The 16262-nt window shown below is 58.1% G+C and carries 14 protein-coding genes and 1 riboswitch; of the genes, 7 read left to right on the forward strand and 7 right to left on the reverse strand.

Annotated elements, in window-relative coordinates; genetic code table 11:
* The 5 genes from SOR61_RS01795 to SOR61_RS01815 all read left to right on the forward strand — a co-directional run.
* On the forward strand, window positions 1-1945 hold a 1945-nt coding region (locus SOR61_RS01795; protein WP_320610987.1), incomplete at its 5' end, for a DNA-directed RNA polymerase subunit beta.
* A 20-nt stretch (window positions 1946-1965) separates the two neighbouring features.
* Window positions 1966-5826 carry a DNA-directed RNA polymerase subunit beta' gene (gene rpoC / locus SOR61_RS01800; protein ID WP_320610988.1) on the forward strand — a complete coding sequence of 1287 codons (3861 nt, stop codon included), beginning with the start codon at window positions 1966-1968 and terminating at the stop codon, window positions 5824-5826.
* Between the two features lie 182 nt (window positions 5827-6008).
* The gene (gene murB / locus SOR61_RS01805; RefSeq protein WP_320610989.1) at window positions 6009-6941 is read left to right on the forward strand and encodes a UDP-N-acetylmuramate dehydrogenase; all 933 of its coding nucleotides are present in this window, start codon (window positions 6009-6011) and stop codon (window positions 6939-6941) included.
* A gap of 17 nt (window positions 6942-6958) precedes the next feature.
* A complete protein-coding gene (locus SOR61_RS01810; protein WP_320610990.1) occupies window positions 6959-7534 on the forward strand; it encodes a hypothetical protein in 576 nt (191 codons plus the stop codon).
* Between the two features lie 133 nt (window positions 7535-7667).
* Window positions 7668-8126, forward strand: coding sequence for a dipicolinate synthase subunit DpsA (locus tag SOR61_RS01815; RefSeq protein WP_320610991.1), 459 nt, complete (start codon window positions 7668-7670; stop codon window positions 8124-8126).
* A gap of 6 nt (window positions 8127-8132) precedes the next feature.
* Here SOR61_RS01815 and thiD read toward each other — a convergent pair whose 3' ends face one another.
* The 7 genes from thiD to SOR61_RS01850 all read right to left on the reverse strand — a co-directional run bounded on the left by thiD (window position 8133) and on the right by SOR61_RS01850 (window position 12816).
* Window positions 8133-8951 carry a bifunctional hydroxymethylpyrimidine kinase/phosphomethylpyrimidine kinase gene (gene thiD, locus SOR61_RS01820; RefSeq protein WP_320610992.1) on the reverse strand — a complete coding sequence of 273 codons (819 nt, stop codon included), beginning with the start codon at window positions 8949-8951 and terminating at the stop codon, window positions 8133-8135.
* Window positions 8952-9023: 72 nt separating this feature from the next.
* The gene (locus SOR61_RS01825; protein WP_320610993.1) at window positions 9024-9326 is read right to left on the reverse strand and encodes a thiamine-binding protein; all 303 of its coding nucleotides are present in this window, start codon (window positions 9324-9326) and stop codon (window positions 9024-9026) included.
* On the reverse strand, window positions 9323-9967 hold the full coding sequence (locus SOR61_RS01830; RefSeq protein ID WP_320610994.1) for an HAD family phosphatase: 645 nt from the start codon (window positions 9965-9967) through the stop codon (window positions 9323-9325). The genes SOR61_RS01825 and SOR61_RS01830 overlap by 4 nt, the downstream gene beginning before the upstream one ends.
* Complete coding sequence (thiE, locus tag SOR61_RS01835) at window positions 9960-10619, reverse strand: thiamine phosphate synthase (protein WP_320610995.1); 660 nt, start codon at window positions 10617-10619, stop codon at window positions 9960-9962. Before thiE ends, SOR61_RS01830 begins: the two co-directional genes overlap by 8 nt.
* Window positions 10606-11430 (reverse strand): hydroxyethylthiazole kinase, encoded by an 825-nt coding sequence (gene thiM / locus SOR61_RS01840; protein ID WP_320610996.1) that lies wholly within the window; start codon window positions 11428-11430, stop codon window positions 10606-10608. The genes thiE and thiM overlap by 14 nt, the downstream gene beginning before the upstream one ends.
* Window positions 11427-11954, reverse strand: coding sequence for an energy coupling factor transporter S component ThiW (thiW, locus tag SOR61_RS01845; protein WP_320610997.1), 528 nt, complete (start codon window positions 11952-11954; stop codon window positions 11427-11429). The genes thiM and thiW overlap by 4 nt, the downstream gene beginning before the upstream one ends.
* 308 nt (window positions 11955-12262) lie before the next feature.
* Window positions 12263-12383, reverse strand: a riboswitch (TPP riboswitch).
* A gap of 88 nt (window positions 12384-12471) precedes the next feature.
* Complete coding sequence (locus SOR61_RS01850) at window positions 12472-12816, reverse strand: penicillin-binding transpeptidase domain-containing protein (RefSeq protein ID WP_320611051.1); 345 nt, start codon at window positions 12814-12816, stop codon at window positions 12472-12474.
* Between the two features lie 194 nt (window positions 12817-13010).
* Here SOR61_RS01850 and SOR61_RS01855 point away from each other — a divergent pair, with 194 nt between their 5' ends.
* Together SOR61_RS01855 and SOR61_RS01860 are read left to right on the forward strand one after the other, a co-directional pair.
* Window positions 13011-13877, forward strand: a complete 867-nt coding sequence (locus SOR61_RS01855) for a nitroreductase family protein (RefSeq protein WP_320610998.1) — start codon at window positions 13011-13013, stop codon at window positions 13875-13877.
* A gap of 18 nt (window positions 13878-13895) precedes the next feature.
* On the forward strand, window positions 13896-15755 hold the full coding sequence (locus SOR61_RS01860; protein WP_320610999.1) for a flavin reductase: 1860 nt from the start codon (window positions 13896-13898) through the stop codon (window positions 15753-15755).
* Window positions 15756-16262: the final 507 nt, after the last annotated feature.

Here is a 16262-nt window from a genome sequence, read left to right on the forward strand (position 1 = left end):
GTCCCCCAAGATGATGGTCTCCATCGCAACGGCCATGATCCCCTTCCTGGAAAACGACGACGCCAACCGTGCCCTGATGGGCGCCAACATGCAGCGGCAGGCTGTGCCTCTGCTCACCACCCAGGCCCCCATCGTGGCCACCGGTATGGAGCATAAGAACTGCATCGACTCCGAGATCGCCGTGCTGGCTGAGGACGACGGCGAGATCACCCGGGTGTCTTCCACCAACGTCACCGTCCGCTATGACCGGGGCGACGTGGTGGATTACCCCCTCATCAAGTTCCTGCGGTCCAACCACGGCACCTGCATCAACCAGCGTCCCATCGTCTCCCTGCGGGACCGGGTGAAGAAGGGCGACGTCATTGCCGACGGCCCCTCTACCAACGATGGCGAGATCTCCCTGGGTAAGAACATCCTCATGGGCTTCATGACCTGGGAAGGCTACAACTACGAGGACGCCATCCTGCTCAACGAGAGAATGGTGAAGGAGGACGTCTTTACCTCCATTCATATTGAAGAATACGAGACCGAGGCCCGGGACACCAAGCTGGGCCCCGAAGAGATCACCCGTGACATCCCCAACGTGGGCGACGACGCCCTGAAGGATCTGGACGAGCGGGGCATCATCCGGGTGGGCGCAGAGGTCCACGCCGGCGATATTCTGGTGGGCAAGGTCACCCCCAAGGGCGAGACCGACCTCACCGCAGAAGAGCGGCTGCTGCGGGCCATCTTCGGCGAAAAGGCCCGGGAAGTCCGTGACACCTCCCTGAAGGTGCCCCACGGCGAGAGCGGCATCATCGTGGACGTGAAGGTCTTCACCCGGGAAGCCGGGGACGAACTGGGCCCGGGCGTGAACATGGTGGTTCGTGTCTACATCGCCCAGAAGAGAAAGATCTCCGTGGGCGACAAGATGGCCGGCCGTCACGGCAACAAGGGCGTGGTCTCCCGGATCATGCCCCAGGAAGATATGCCCTTCCTGCCCGACGGCACCCCCCTGGACATCGTGCTGAACCCCCTGGGCGTGCCTTCCCGTATGAACATCGGTCAGGTGCTGGAAGTCCACCTGGGCCGCGCAGCCCAGGCCCTGGGCTGGAAGGTGGCCACCCCCGTCTTCAACGGCGCCGACGAGAAGGACATCATGGAGCTGCTGGCCCAGGCCGGTCTGTTCCGTGAGGTCTATCCCAACGAGACCATTGCCGGTAAGCAGCTCTACCTGATGACCGAGGACGGCACCGACATCCGCGCCCTGGCCCAGGAAGAGATGGAGGACCAGGCCCAGATCCGCATCTGGAGAAAGGAAGGCCGCCTGCGTCTGGCGGACGGCAAGACCAAGCTCTACGACGGCCGTACCGGCGAAATGTTTGAAAACCCCGTGACCGTGGGTTACGTTTACTTCCTCAAGCTCCACCATCTGGTGGACGATAAGATCCACGCCCGTTCCACCGGCCCCTACTCTCTGGTCACCCAGCAGCCCCTGGGCGGCAAGGCCCAGTTCGGCGGCCAGCGCTTCGGCGAAATGGAAGTCTGGGCCCTGGAGGCTTACGGCGCAGCCTACACCCTCCAGGAGATCCTGACGGTGAAGTCCGACGACGTCACCGGCCGTGTCCGCACCTACGAGTCCATCGTAAAGGGACACAACGTGCCCTCCCCCGGTATCCCCGAGTCCTTCAAGGTCCTGGTGAAGGAGCTGCAGGCTCTGTGCCTGGACATCAAGGTCCTGGACGCCCAGGGTGAGGAGATCGAACTCCGGGATGACGACGAAGACGGATACCAGAACATCAACCAGATCCGGGACGACGACTACTATGAGCCCTACAACGAGGACGCCCAGTTCTCCGCTGCGGGCTATACCTTCAAAGAGACCAGCGACGACGACGATCTGGGTCTGTCCACCGGCGCCGGAGGGGACGCAGACGACGATGACGACGGTCAGTACGACGAATAAAGAAAGGGAGGACGATGAATATGAGTTATGCTGAGTTTGACGCCATTCGTATTGGCATCGCTTCCCCGGAACAGATCCGTGAGTGGTCCTACGGCGAGGTCAAAAAGCCCGAGACCATCAACTACCGCACCCTGAAGCCGGAGCGGGACGGCCTGTTCTGCGAACGCATCTTTGGCCCCACCAAGGACTGGGAGTGCCACTGCGGCAAGTATAAGAAGATCCGCTACAAGGGCAAGATCTGCGACCGCTGCGGCGTGGAGGTCACCCGGGCCAACGTCCGCCGGGAGCGGATGGGCCACATCGAGCTGGCCGCTCCTGTCTCCCATATCTGGTACTTTAAGGGGATCCCCTCCCGGATGGGTCTGCTGCTGGACCTGTCCCCCCGGATCCTGGAAAAGGTGCTCTACTTTGCCTCCTATATCGTGACCAATCCCGGTTACGCTCCCCTGACCAAGAACCAGATCCTCTCCGAGAAAGAGTATCGGGACATGCGGGAGAAGTATGAGGACGATTTCGAGGCCGGCATGGGCGCAGAGGCTGTGAAGCGCCTGCTGGCGGATATCAACCTGGAAGAGCTGTCCGTCCAGCTCCGTGAGGAGCTCCAGCACGCCTCCGGCCAGAAGAAGGCCCGGATCGTGAAGCGTCTGGAAGTGGTGGATGCCTTCCGTCTGTCCGGCAACAAGCCCGAGTGGATGATCATCGACGTGCTGCCGGTCATTCCCCCGGAGATCCGTCCCATGGTCCAGCTGGACGGCGGCCGGTTCGCCACCTCCGACCTGAACGACCTGTATCGCCGGGTCATCAACCGAAACAACCGTCTTAAGCGCCTCATCCAGCTCAACGCGCCGGACATCATTGTCCGCAACGAGAAGCGGATGCTCCAGGAGGCTGTGGACGCCCTCATCGACAACGGCCGCCGGGGCCGTGCCGTCACCGGCGCCAACAACCGCGCCCTCAAGTCCCTGTCCGACATGCTGAAGGGTAAGCAGGGCCGGTTCCGTCAGAACCTGCTGGGCAAGCGCGTGGACTACTCCGGCCGTTCCGTTATCGTGGTGGGCCCCGAGCTGAAGATCTATCAGTGCGGTCTGCCCAAGGAAATGGCCATCGAGCTCTTCCGCCCCTTCGTCATGAAGAAGCTGGTGGAGGACGGCCTGGCCAACAACATCAAGTCCGCCAAGAAGATGGTGGACCGGGGCCGTGCCGAGGTCTGGGATGCGCTGGACTTCATCATCAAGGAGCACCCGGTCATGCTGAACCGTGCACCCACCCTGCACCGTCTGGGCATCCAGGCCTTTGAGCCGGTGCTGGTGGAGGGCCGCGCCATTAAGCTCCACCCCCTGGTGTGCACCGCCTTCAACGCCGACTTCGACGGTGACCAGATGGCTGTCCACGTTCCCCTGTCCGCCGAGGCCCAGGCAGAGGCCCGCATCCTGATGCTCTCCGCCAACAACCTTCTGCGGCCCCAGGACGGCGGCCCTGTTACCGTTCCTACCCAGGATATGGTGCTGGGTTCCTACTACCTGACCTACGAAAAGGACGCCCCCGCCGACCCCGCCTACATCTATCCCTCCGTGGAGGCAGCCGTGGCTGCTCTGGATGCAGGCACCATCAGCGAGAGCGACTATATCTGGATCGAGACCCCCGGCCGTCTGCTGCCCACCTCCGGCTATGAGGCCCGTCAGGCCGCCCAGACCGGGGAGGAGCCCCACGAGGTGCTCCACGCCTTCTCCAGCCCCGAGGAAGCCCGCCTGGCTTACGACGAGGGCCAGCTGGAGCTCCACGTTCCCATCCTGGTTCGGATGTTTGCCACCGTCAACGGGGAAGAGCGCCACAAGCTGGTGCGCACCACCGTGGGCCGCCTGATCTTCAACGAGGGCATCCCCCAGGACCTGGGCTTCGTGAACCGGGAGGATCCGGAGGAACTCTTCGCCCCCGAGATCAACTTCGTCTGCGGAAAGAAGCAGCTGGGTCAGATCATCGACCGCTGCATCACCCGCCACGGCTTCACCCAGTCCGCTGAAGTGCTGGACATCATCAAGGCCAGAGGCTACCACTACTCCACCCTGGGTTCTCTGACGGTTTCCATCTACGATATGACCGTCCCCCAGAAGAAATATCCCCTCATCCGCGAGACCGAGAAGGAGATCGTCAAGATCGAGCGCCAGTTCAAGCGGGGCTTCCTGACCAACGACGAACGGTATCGTCTGGTGGTCAAAGCCTGGGAAGAGACCACCAAGGACGTGACCTCCGCCCTGCAGGCAGGTCTGGACCGGTACAACCCTATCTTCATGATGGCAGACTCCGGCGCCCGTGGTTCTATGGCACAGATCCGTCAGCTGGCCGGCATGCGCGGCCTGATGGCCGACACCTCCGGCCGTACCATCGAGATCCCCATCAAGGCAAACTTCCGTGAAGGTCTGTCGGTTCTGGAGTACTTCATCTCCTCCAGAGGCGCCCGGAAGGGCCTGGCCGATACCGCTCTGCGTACCGCCGACTCTGGTTACCTGACCCGCCGTCTGGTTGACGTTTCCCAGGAAGTCATCATCCGGGAGCACGACTGCGGCACCACCGAGGGTATCACCGTCAGCGAGATCAGCGAAAACGGCCAGGTCATCGAGACCTTTGCCGAGCGTCTCAAGGGCCGTTACCCCGTCAACGACGTGGTGGACCCCAACACCGGCGAGCTCCTCTTCACCAAGGATCATATGTTCACCATGGATGACGCCAAGGTCCTGGAGGACCGGGGCATCACCCGTATGGAGATCCGCTCCGTGCTTACCTGCCGGGCCCGCAACGGCGTGTGCTCCAAGTGCTACGGCATCAACCTGGCCATCGGTGAGCCGGTGGGCGAAGGCGAAGCCGTTGGTATCATCGCTGCTCAGTCCATCGGTGAGCCTGGTACCCAGCTGACCATGCGTACCTTCCACACCGGCGGCGTGGCCGGCGGCGATATCACCCAGGGTCTTCCCCGTGTTGAGGAACTCTTCGAGGCCCGTAAGCCCAAGAAGATGGCCCAGCTGGCTGAGATCAGCGGCCGGGTCACCCTGGAGGAGAGCAAGCGCATCACCATCTGCAACGTGACCATCACCGCCGACGACGGCGAAGTGGTGACCTATGCGCTGCCTTACAGCGCAGGAATCCGCTGCAAGCACGGCGACTGGGTGAACAAGGGCGACCAGCTCACCGAAGGCGCTCTGTCTCCCCACGAGGTGCTGCGCATCCGCGGCGTGTCTGCGGTTCACGACTACCTCATTCAGGAAGTCCAGAAGCCCTACCGTCAGCAGGGCGTTGACATCAACGATAAGCACATTGAGATCATTGTCCGTCAGATGATGCGGAAGGTCCGGGTGGAAGATCCCGGCGACTCCCAGCTGCTCTCCGGCGCTACCGTGGAGGTGCTGGAGTATCTGGACGCCAAAGCAGCCGTCCAGGCCCGCATCGACAACGGCGAGACCAGAGAGGACGGCGGCGAGCTCCAGCTGCCCACCGCCACCACCCTGCTCATGGGTATTACCAAGGCCTCTCTGGCCACCGACTCCTTCCTGGCCGCCGCTTCCTTCCAGGAGACCACCAAGGTCCTGACCGAAGCTGCCATCAAGGGCAAGGTGGACCACCTCATCGGTCTGAAGGAGAACGTCATCATCGGTAAGCTGATCCCCGCCGGTTCCGGCCTGGCCATGTACCGCCAGGTGAATCCCCGGGAGGAGGATACTGCCGAGCCGAAGAACGCCTACGAAGCCGTTGCCGCCGCGGTGACGGAGCTGCACCAGGAGGCTGAGGGAGAGGATGAGGTCCTCTCCATGGATCTGGAACCTGCGGGAGAGGACGTGTCCGCTCCTGTGGAGGACGAGATCATCGGCATCACCCTGGATGAGGGCTGAGCCCTGTTTTCGTGAGAAAACGGCTGCGGAGAGATCCGCAGCCGTTTTTTGTCACCAGAGGAAGTGGTGGGAAATTTACAAATGCGCTACTTTTTCCGGGGGGAATCTGCTATAATAAATAAAGTTTGCAGCGGGCGAAGTCCGCAGCAATAGATCAGGGAAGAACAAGGAGGAGGGCTTTCATGAGTGGGATGAGCGCACTCCGAGATCGATTACGAAAAGAACTGCCCCAGCTGGAGCTGCGGGAGCAGGAACCCATGAGCCGTCACACCACCTTCCGGGTGGGGGGACCGGTCACCCTCATGGCCCTGCCCAAGGGGGAAGAGGAGCTGGCTCCCATTCTCCGGGCGGCAGCCCAGGAGGGGATCACCCCGTTTTTTCTGGGGAAGGGTTCCAATCTTCTGGTGGCTGACCAGGGGGCGGATGCCTTTCTTATTAAGCTGGCCGGGGGCCTTACCCGGCTGGAGCTGGTGGGAGAGACCAGTTTGTACGCAGGCAGCGGCGTGACCCTGGCCCAGGCGGCGGTGTTTGCTGCGGGCCATGGCCTCACCGGGCTGGAGTTTGCCCACGGCATCCCCGGCACCCTGGGGGGCGGGGTATTTATGAACGCCGGAGCCTACGACGGAGAAATGGCCCAGGTGATCACCTGGGTGGACTGTCTGGACCTGGAAGGCCAGCCCCATCGGCTGCCTTTGGACCAGCTGGAGTTGGGGTACCGGAAGAGCCTCTTTTCCCGGCAGCCCTGGCTCATCACCGGGGCGGAGCTCACCTTGCAGAAGGGAGACCCCCAGGCCATTCGGGAGAAGATGGCGGACCTGGCCCAGCGCCGCCGGTCCAAGCAGCCTCTGGAGTACCCCAGCGCCGGGAGCACCTTTAAGCGTCCGGTGGGTCACTTCGCCGGGGGGCTCATTGAGCAGTGCGGTCTGAAAGGGACCGCAGTAGGAGGCGCCCAGGTGTCCGAGAAGCACGCAGGCTTTGTGGTGAACACAGGGGGCGCCACCTGCGGAGAGATTTTAGACCTGATCCGTCTGGTGCGCCGCCGGGTGCTGGAAGAGACCGGCGTCACCCTGGAGCCGGAGGTCCGGCTGCTGGGCTGCACCTTAGAGGAACCATAACGCAAAGGAGAACAACTATGAGCGATCACTTTTTTGTGCTGATGTACGCCACCAGCGGAGAAGAGCGGAACGTCACTGAGTTCCGCAGCTTTCATAAGGTAGAGGACGCTGTGGAGATGGTCCAGGACTGGCTGAGCCGCTGCTGCTGCATGGACTGCATCCCCGAGGAGAAAGAGGCAGAAGTCCGGGCAGCCAACGGCGGCGAGCTGCCGGAGACCGCCTTCCTGTGCCCTGGGGTGAAGGAGCCCGCAGACCTGGTGAAGTACAACGGATTTTATGACTACGAGAGTTTGGGCATGTTCAACCTCTTCCTGACGCCGGTGTACGACATGGAAACCGCGGTGAAGTTCCGGGGAGGCATGAACAAGGAGTTTGGCATCGACCGGGAGTACAGTGACCGGGCAGACCGGATGCTGGCCCACCTGGCCACCTTTGTCCAGTCCTTTGAGGACCCCGCCCTGGATTACAGCGAAGCGGAAGAGGCCATCCGTACCTTCCTGATGCGGGGTGGCTTTGACCTGTTCGACTTCGGCGAGTATGTGCCGGATACCATCGTGATTCCCGGCGGCAGCACCGATCAGTTCAGCCACTAAAGCCCTTTTTTATCCTGAGAACCGAAAGCCCCTGCCAGCGCTCCGGCGCTGGCAGGGGCTTCTTGCGTGGTGTGGGCCAGGCACCCTTTGGTCCGAGGGGAATAGAATGAACCTGAGGGAAGGAGGCGGTTTGATGGAACCCATGGAACGGGAACGAAACGTTTGGGTGGCAGGGGGAGACCTGCGTCAGCGAGCCCTGGCAAGACTGCTCCGGGAGGACGGCCACACCGTCCACATTGCCGGGCTGGAAGGAGAGGGCTTAGAACCGGAACCCATTGGCCCTGGACTGGCGCTGGCCCACTGCGTGATTCTTCCCCTGCCGGTGACCCGGCAGGAGGGAGTGCTGCACACCCCCCTGAGCCGGGAGACGGTGGAATTGTCTCGCCTGCTGGACTACATGGAACCTGGGCAGATCCTCTGCGGCGGTTTGGTGTCTCCGGCGGTGCGGGAGGCAGGGGAAAAGCGTGGGCTGCTGGTCTTTGACTACTACGCCCGGGAGGAATGCATGGTGGCCAACGCGGTGCCCACAGCGGAAGCGGTGGGACCGACAAAGAAAAAAGCCCCAGGCTCCGGGGAGAGCCTGGGACGATAGGATGGATTAGAAGGAGTCCGCGTGGGCATCCAGGGCGAAGGCACTGTGCAGATCGAACATGTGGTTCATGGGTCCGCTGCCGTGGCCCAGGTCCAGCATGGCGTTCAGGGCGCCGGAGATGTAGTCCTTGGCCCGCTGCACGGCTTTGTCCAGAGGAAAACCCTTGGCCAGGTTGGCAGCGATGGCGCTGGAGAGGGTGCAGCCGGTGCCGTGGGTGTTGGGGTTTATGATCCGTTTGCCCCGGAACCAGGTGAGGGTTCCGGCTGAGCAGAGCAGGTCGTTGGCGTCGCTGATGTTGTGGCCACCCTTTACCAGAACGGCGCAGTGGTAGGCCTCGTTCATGTATTTGGCGGCGGTTACCATGTCCTCTTCGTTCCGAATGGACATCTGGGCCAGAATCTCCGCCTCCGGGATGTTGGGAGTGGCCAGGGTGGCCAGAGGGAGCAGCTGGGTTCTGAGGGCGGTCACCGCCGCCTGCTCCAGTAAGCTGGCCCCGGAGGTGGCCACCATCACCGGGTCCACCACGATGTTTCTTGCCTGGTGGCGGGTGAGGGACTGGGTAATGGCCTCGATGAGCCCGGCGTTGGCCACCATGCCGATCTTCACGGCGTCGGGGGGAATGTCCTCAAAGACCCGGTCGATCTGCTGCTGTAAAAAGTCCGGGGAGACCTCAAAAATGCCGGTGACCCCCAGGGTGTTCTGGGCGGTCAGGGCGGTGATGGCGCTCATGCCGTAGACCCCGTTGGCGGTCATGGTTTTCAGGTCTGCCTGGATCCCGGCGCCTCCGCTGCAATCACTGCCAGCGATGGATAATGCTGTCTTCATGGTGGCCACTCCTTTGTGTGCATTCTTTTTACAGGGCGACAGAACATGGTCCCCCGATCTGCCCCCTGGGGCTTAGTGGTTCTGATACTTTCCGATTTTCTGGTCGATGGTGAGGATATCCCCTTCGGGACGGTAGACTACCTTGATGTAAGCGGATACTTTGGGGGCGCCGGCCCGGATGGCTACGTGCTGACATTCCTTGGCGATGTCCATGAGCTGATCGTAGCTGTCGCCCTCGATGGTGGTCTCAAAGGGCCCCACCTCATAACGGAGGCTGGTTTGGCGGATGTAGTCGATGACCTCATCTACGATGCGGCAGAGCTCCTGGTCGTTCTCGGCCTGGGGCAGTACTTGAATGGCAATGCTTGCGCTCATAATGGTAAGCTCCTTTCCCAGTTGTCAATGGTCTCGTCCGTCAGAGCGGACAGTTGGTCCCAGCTTTTCCGGGCGCTGGGGTCATAGACGCCCACCACGTAAAAGCCCGCGTCTTTTGCGGTTTGGGCGGCGTACAGGGCGTCCTCGTATACAGCGGTCTGGGCAGGGTCTGCGCCCAGCTGCTGGGCGGCGGCAAAGTAAACGTCGGGCCGGTCCTTTCCGGCCTGTACCTCCTCGCAGGAGAGGAGAAAGGCAAAGTGATCGGCTACGCCCAGCCGGGTCAGACAGGCATCCATGAGAGGTTCTGCCGTGGCGGAAGCCACGCAGAGGGTGACGCCCCGCTTCTTTAACCGGTCCAGGTAGTCCTTGACCCCGGCTTTCAGGGGAATGTCCCGGCGGTAGTGTTCCTCCATCATGGCGTTCATGGCCTGGGCGATGTGCTCGGGGGTGCCGGGCAGAGAGAAGGATTTCTGGAAGAGGGCGGCAGACTCCGACATGGTCATGGTCTTGATCTGCTCCAGGAGGGAAGGGGAGGGGGAAATCCCATGCCTGCCCAGAAATTCCCGGGCCAGGTCCTTCCAGTAGGGCATGGAGTCCACCAGGGTGCCGTCCATATCGAAGATGGCGTAGGGTTTATCCATGGGCCACCATCTCTTTGGCCAGCTTCAGGAGCTGGGCGGTGGCGGCACCGGGGTCCTCCGCGCCGAAGATGGCGGAGACCACGGCCACGCCGTCTACGCCGCATCCAGCCAGAGAGGGCAGGTTTTGGGCGGTGATCCCGCCGATGGCTACCACAGGGATGGTCACTGCCCGGCGGATGGCCTGCAACGCCTCCATGGAGAGGGTGCGGGCGTTTTTCTTGGTGCTGGTGTCAAAAATGGCCCCGACGCCGATGTAGTCGGCCCCTGCCTGCTGGGCGGCCCGGGCCTCTTCTACGGTTCCGGCGGAGATGCCCAGGATCTTATCCGGCCCCAGCATGGCCCGCAGGTCCCGGCCTTTGATGTCCGACTGGCCTACGTGGGCTCCGTCGGCGTCAATGGCCAGGGCAATTTCCACGCTGTCGTTCACCACGAAGGGAACTCCGTAGCGGGCGCAGAGGGTTTGTAACGCAGCGGCTTCCTGCTGAAAGTCGTCGGGGTTCAGGTCTTTTTCCCGGATCTGTAAAAAGGTGGCTCCGTTCTCCAGAACGTCCTGGCAGACGGAGAGGAGGGTTTGTCCCTCCTTTAACCACATCCGGTCGGTAATGGCATAGAGCAGCATGGACTGCTGGATCATTTCTTTAGAAAATTTCATAACGAGCCCCTTCCTGGCATTGTTGTTCGGTGAGATTGAAAACAGCGTCAATGAGATCGGTGCGGAACGTGGCGTTTCCGGTGCCGTTGGCCAGACGGCGGGCGTCGGCGAGTTCGCCGCAAATCCCCATGGCGGCCACAGCGGCGCAGGCAGCGGAGAACGGGTCCTGGGGCAGCGCGCCGCAGAAGACCCCGATGAGGGAGGTGAGCATACAGCCGCTGCCGGTGATCCGGGCCATGGTGGGGCAGCCGTTACGCAGCACCACAGCGCGGGTCTGGTCGGACACCAGGTCCAGCGCACCGGAGATGACAATGACGCTTCCGGTGGTGGCGGCCAGGGTCTTGACCATTGGGACCGCTTCCGGGAGGTTCTCTTCCGTGATCACGTCCAGCCGGCTTACATCCACGCCGCTGCCCTGCGCCTGCTGTCCGGCCAGGTAGCGGATCTCCGAGGCGTTGCCCCGGATGACGGAAAAGCGGACGGAATCCAGCAGCTGGGCGGCGCAGGTTCTGCGCAGGGTGGTGGTGCCCACGGCCACCGGGTCCAGCACCACGGGCTTGCCCAGGGTGTTGGCCCGACGTCCTGCCAGGATCATGGAGGGGGTGTCCTCAATGGCACCCATGTTGCACACCAGGGCCTGGGCCCCCTGGATGGCCTCCTCCACCTCGTCGGGGTGGTGGGCCATGGAGGGGGAGCCGCCGGCGGCCAGAATGATGTTGGCGCAGTCGTTGACGGTAACAAAGTTGGTGATGCACTGGACCAGGGGCATTTTCTCCCGGACCAGACGCAGGGGGGTGGCAAAGTCGATCATGCTTCCTTCCTCCCTTCCTCCAGTTCCCGCAGCATACGGGAAAGAACCCCGCTTCTCTTCAAGATGAGCAGGACCATCACGCCCATGGCGCCGCCCACCACGGCGGAGGGGGTGTAGAAGGGGATGTAGTAGAACGGGGACTGGGCGTCCAGACCGTAGAACCACTTCATGAGGGGGTAGGACACCATGGCCCCCACAAACCCTGTACCCACCACTTCTCCCACCCAGACCAGGTAGATGTTCTTGGTCTTGCGGTAAAGAAGCCCACCCAGGATGGGGCCGAAGACGGCACCGGCAATGGCTTGGATGGTGCGGCCGGTCATCATACGCATGGCGCCGCAGAGAAAGGCGCTGGCGCACCCGTACCAGGGTCCCACAAAGACGGCGGCCAGGACGTTCACGAAGTGTTGGAATGGCGCCATAGCGGGGAAGTATACGCAGGTGTTCAGCACGAACGCCAGGCACACGAATACCGCAGAGAGCACCATTTTCCTTGTTGTCTGCTTGTGTTTTTGCTTTTGCATGGAAATCAAAACGCTCCTTTGGGTCGGAGAAATGAGCCTGAGACAGCGACCCTTCCTCCGAAAAAAGATAGAGACCCCCTGTGGTGGAGATCGAAGAAAGTCGGTCGATGCTTGCTGGCATCCTCTCACGCCGGAACACGGCTTCCCATCGCTGTGTGTCTTAGACTCAAGGCGCTCCCCTTCAGCCCGCTGTGAATTCCATGGCCCCCTTTCCTCAGGCAGTGCAGCAAAAATCCGGGCGGACAGAGCAATCTGGTCCCTGCCCTGGCAGAAAAACAGGAGGCACCAAAACCTGGTGCCTCCTGCAATGATCCGTTTCGATGACTTCCTACGGCGGCATTATCCGCATCAGGTAAAAGGGTCGAAGGTCACACCTTCCTCTCAGCCTGTGTTGACGCCGGACGTCTGCAAGCTCCCCTGTATTTTGCTGTTGGATCTATTATACACCCCCTGCCACAAAGTGCAAGAGGAAAAATGCAGTCCGCCGGGGGGAACAGCGGCGACCGACAGGGCCCTTTTACGCCGCCTCAAAGAGATCGCCTAAAATCTGAAGGGCGCTGCGCTTTGCCTCTGCGCTGGATACGCTCCCGCCGTCTGTCTGCCCCAGATACACGCAGAAGTACCGGGGCCCCTCCGGCGTTTCCGCAAATCCGGTAAACCAGGCGTCCACAACGGTCCCGTAGTTCTTCCCCGTGCCGGTTTTTCCATAAACTATAAGGCCGTTGCTGTCCTGGTCGGATACCAGCCAGAAGATGATCAGGGAGGGATTGCGGCTTTTGATGTTCAGGGCGCCCGCCCAGTCAGAGCAGTCCCGGTTTCCATACGATAGGGTGTCCAGAACTTTTTTAATTATAGATTTGATAGGGCTTGTATCCTAACAGAACGTATGTTATAATAAAAATGTAATATTTGCATACATTTTTGTAGTATTTTTTAAATTGTGTGTAGATTGGACGAAGGAATGCGAGATGACCATAGAAGGAGGTGTAGAGTCAGGAAATATCTCTCTGTCCCAGGATGTCTTTCTCAACTTAAAAAAGGAGGATCGCCAAAATTATGGATTATAGTGCTTTGATTCAGAATCGAAAATCATTTCGCTCGTTTACAGCACAGCCAGTTACATATGCAGCCCTCGAGGAAATTGACGTTTTTTTTCACGAATCTTGTCAGCGTCTGGATTTATCAATTCCGGTAGAACTTACCGTCTTTCCCAGTGAGGTGCACGCTGGATTAGATGGGATTGTTGGGTATCATCAGATCATGATTGGCGCTCCAGCCTATCTTTTGCTCCGGTCTTCTACTGGTTCACACGCCCGAGAAAATCTTGGATACATGATGGAAGATCTCGTGCTGAAGCTATTAGACCTGGGGTACGATTCTTGTTGGCTTAACATTGATGACGAAAAAGTTTTACTTGAACGCCTCAATTTAGACTTAGATAAGTCTGTCTGCGCCCTCATTGCGTTTGGTATCGGGAAAAAAGAACGCAAGACACTTCGACTGACTATTAAAAGCATGTCTGACATTGACGCAGAAGTTAAGCGCGGCTATTTCGCACAGAAAAAAAATATTCATGAAATGGTGTATCTCAATGCTTTAGGTAGTTCTGAACCTATTGCCCCATATTTGGATAGCTACGGAGAGCATCTCTGGCGAGCTTTCTACGCTGCCACGTTGTCTCCGAGTTATTTGAATCGTCAGCCGTATGCTTTCGTGGTCAAAGATAACATCTGTTACTTGATTCGCGTCCATGACCAATTTACTAACGATGATAACGCAGCTATTGGGCACGGCATAGTCATGTTACATTTTGCAGCGACTTTGAAACATCTCATTCCAGATTCGAAATGGTGCTTTGATGTGGATGGAACGTCGCTTGCTTTGCCTGATGGATGTGTTGCAGTTGCACGGTATCAGCTATAACATTCAGGAGGTTTTTAAATGTATTGTTTCCGCTCCGTTTGTGAAGATTTATTCTGGATTGGAGGAGATGACCGCAGGCTCTCCCTGTTTGAGGGTGTTTATTCTGTTCCTAATGGTGTAAGTTATAACTCTTACCTTCTGTTGGATCAAAAAACTGTTCTGTTTGATACGGTAGATATTTCGGTCAGTTCTGTTTTTTTTGAGAATCTTGAGTACTTGCTGCATGGTCGCCCACTGGATTATCTGGTCATCCACCACATGGAACCGGACCATTCCGCCACGCTCTCAGAATTGTTGTTGCGCTACCCTGAAACGACCCTCGTCTGCAACAAAAAGTCACAAAAGCTTATTGAACAGTTCTTTCACCTTGCCCCCACCGTAGTCCTGGCCGATGAGAATTTCCTCTTAGAAACAGGTTCTCACACGTTTCGTTTTCTGATGATGCCTATGGTGCATTGGCCTGAGGTCATGATGTCTTACGACGAGACTAGCCGGACCCTCTTTTCTAGCGATGCCTTTGGTTCCTTCGGCGCGTTGAACGGGGCCATTTTCGCAGATGAGGTTGATTTCGATGGTCACTATATGGATGAGGCCCGGCGATATTACTCTAATATCATGGGGAAATATGGGCCCCAAGTTTTGACGGCCATGCGCAAAATTGACGATTTAGACCTCCGAACGATTTGCCCTCTCCATGGCTTTGTTTGGCGAACGAGTTTGGAGAAGATTTTGAGCAAATACCGAACCTGGGGTTCTTATACCCCGGAAGAGACCGGGGTTATGATTGCCTATGCTTCCGTTTACGGAAACACTGCAAATGCAGCAACAATTGTCTCCAGCATGCTGCGGGAACGCGGAATCAAAACCGTTATGTTCGATGTTTCCGTCAAGCCGACCTCAGATCTTGTTTCGGCTGCGTTCCAATATAGCCACATCTTATTTGCTTCCACCACGTACAACGCTGGGATTTTTATCAGCATGGAGGAGTTATTACGAGATTTGGTTTCTCACAATATTCAAAATCGAACGGTTGCATTTGTGGAAAATGGCTCTTGGGGCCCCACCAGTGGCACGTTAATGAAGGAGCTATTGTCTTCCTGCAAGGATATGCGGTTTGTTGCTCCTGCGGTTACCATCCGTTCCTCTCTTAAGGAAGCTCAGTTGGATGAACTAGTTGCTTTGACAGATGCTCTGGTAGCGTCGATGCCTTCAGTTGCTAAGGTTGACGATAGCCCTCCTCATCCCACTCTAGCTACCAAACAGACCAATGAGATTGATTTTTTGGCAACACATAAATTTTCCTACGGTTTGTTTTTACTCACTGCGAAAGAAAACGAGAAAGAGAACGGTTGTATAATCAACACGGCAATGCAGTTGACCAGCAACCCTCTGAGGATTTCTATTGCCGTGAACAAGCAGAACTATACCCATGACATGATTCTTCGTACCGGGGAGTTCAATGTCTCTGTGCTGACCGAGCACACCTCTTTCGATGTTTTTCAGCGCTTTGGCTTCCAAAGTGGTCGCACGGTCAACAAATTTGAAAACGCGACCGAGCCATGCACAACAAACGGCATTCGCTATTTGAAGGATTCTTCCAACGCTGTGTTTTCCGGACATGTAATCCAAGGCGTTGATTGTGGCACACATACTCTGTTTATCGCAGATGTCACTGAAGCGCTGGTTTTGTCCTCTGTGCCATCGGTCACCTACGCTTACTATTTCGCAAATATCAAGCCGAAACCTCGGAAAGCCGAAGAAAAAAAGAAAGGGTTTGTCTGTACAATCTGTGGGTATGTTTACGAGGGAGATACCCTGCCTGATGACTTTATCTGCCCGATTTGTAAACACCCAGCCTCTGATTTCGAGGCGTTGTAAGTAGAAATTTGTCGGACAATCGCGTTCAGCTATATTGATACAGTTTGAAGCTGGCACTCGCAGAACAATTTCTGGCGGAAGCAGATAAGGCGCGCATAATTACCGCTGTTGGAGTTGTTGGAGTCAAGGTTTTTTCTGGAAAGCATAGATGATTTTTATGAATTGGGAAAGAAAGATTTAATCATAACTAACAAAATCAGAATCTTAAGTATACCCAATAAGCATTGAACTGCACCCCACTTGTTAGACAGTATAATATACTGTCTAACAAGTGGGGTGCTTTATTATGCCAAAAGGAATACCAAACAAACGCTACACACCAGAATTTTGGACAAGGAGATAAAGCGGAGATATTGGGTAATTACAGACTGTACGGACATACCCCACAGAGAAAGAAACTGACCGTATTTTTGGAGTTATGAGGCCATTTTGAGCAAAGGGGATCCCCTGCCCCGGGCAGAGATCGGGGGACCCCGTCCGTGGCAATTTTGACGATTTTATTTTTCA

This window comes from Evtepia sp., from assembly GCF_034090835.1.
Lineage (GTDB): Bacteria > Bacillota > Clostridia > Oscillospirales > Oscillospiraceae > Evtepia.

Excerpts from the sequence above, each read along its gene's own strand:
- rpoC (WP_320610988.1), top strand. The coding sequence starts at position 1,966 with ATGAGTTATGCTGAGTTTGACGCCATTCGTATTGGCATCGCTTCCCCG.
- murB (WP_320610989.1), top strand. The coding sequence starts at position 6,009 with ATGAGTGGGATGAGCGCACTCCGAGATCGATTACGAAAAGAACTGCCC.
- SOR61_RS01810 (WP_320610990.1), top strand. The coding sequence starts at position 6,959 with ATGAGCGATCACTTTTTTGTGCTGATGTACGCCACCAGCGGAGAAGAG.
- SOR61_RS01815 (WP_320610991.1), top strand. The coding sequence starts at position 7,668 with ATGGAACCCATGGAACGGGAACGAAACGTTTGGGTGGCAGGGGGAGAC.
- thiD (WP_320610992.1), bottom strand. The coding sequence starts at position 8,951 with ATGAAGACAGCATTATCCATCGCTGGCAGTGATTGCAGCGGAGGCGCC.
- SOR61_RS01825 (WP_320610993.1), bottom strand. The coding sequence starts at position 9,326 with ATGAGCGCAAGCATTGCCATTCAAGTACTGCCCCAGGCCGAGAACGAC.
- SOR61_RS01830 (WP_320610994.1), bottom strand. The coding sequence starts at position 9,967 with ATGGATAAACCCTACGCCATCTTCGATATGGACGGCACCCTGGTGGAC.
- thiE (WP_320610995.1), bottom strand. The coding sequence starts at position 10,619 with ATGAAATTTTCTAAAGAAATGATCCAGCAGTCCATGCTGCTCTATGCC.
- thiM (WP_320610996.1), bottom strand. The coding sequence starts at position 11,430 with ATGATCGACTTTGCCACCCCCCTGCGTCTGGTCCGGGAGAAAATGCCC.
- thiW (WP_320610997.1), bottom strand. The coding sequence starts at position 11,954 with ATGCAAAAGCAAAAACACAAGCAGACAACAAGGAAAATGGTGCTCTCT.
- SOR61_RS01855 (WP_320610998.1), top strand. The coding sequence starts at position 13,011 with ATGGATTATAGTGCTTTGATTCAGAATCGAAAATCATTTCGCTCGTTT.
- SOR61_RS01860 (WP_320610999.1), top strand. The coding sequence starts at position 13,896 with ATGTATTGTTTCCGCTCCGTTTGTGAAGATTTATTCTGGATTGGAGGA.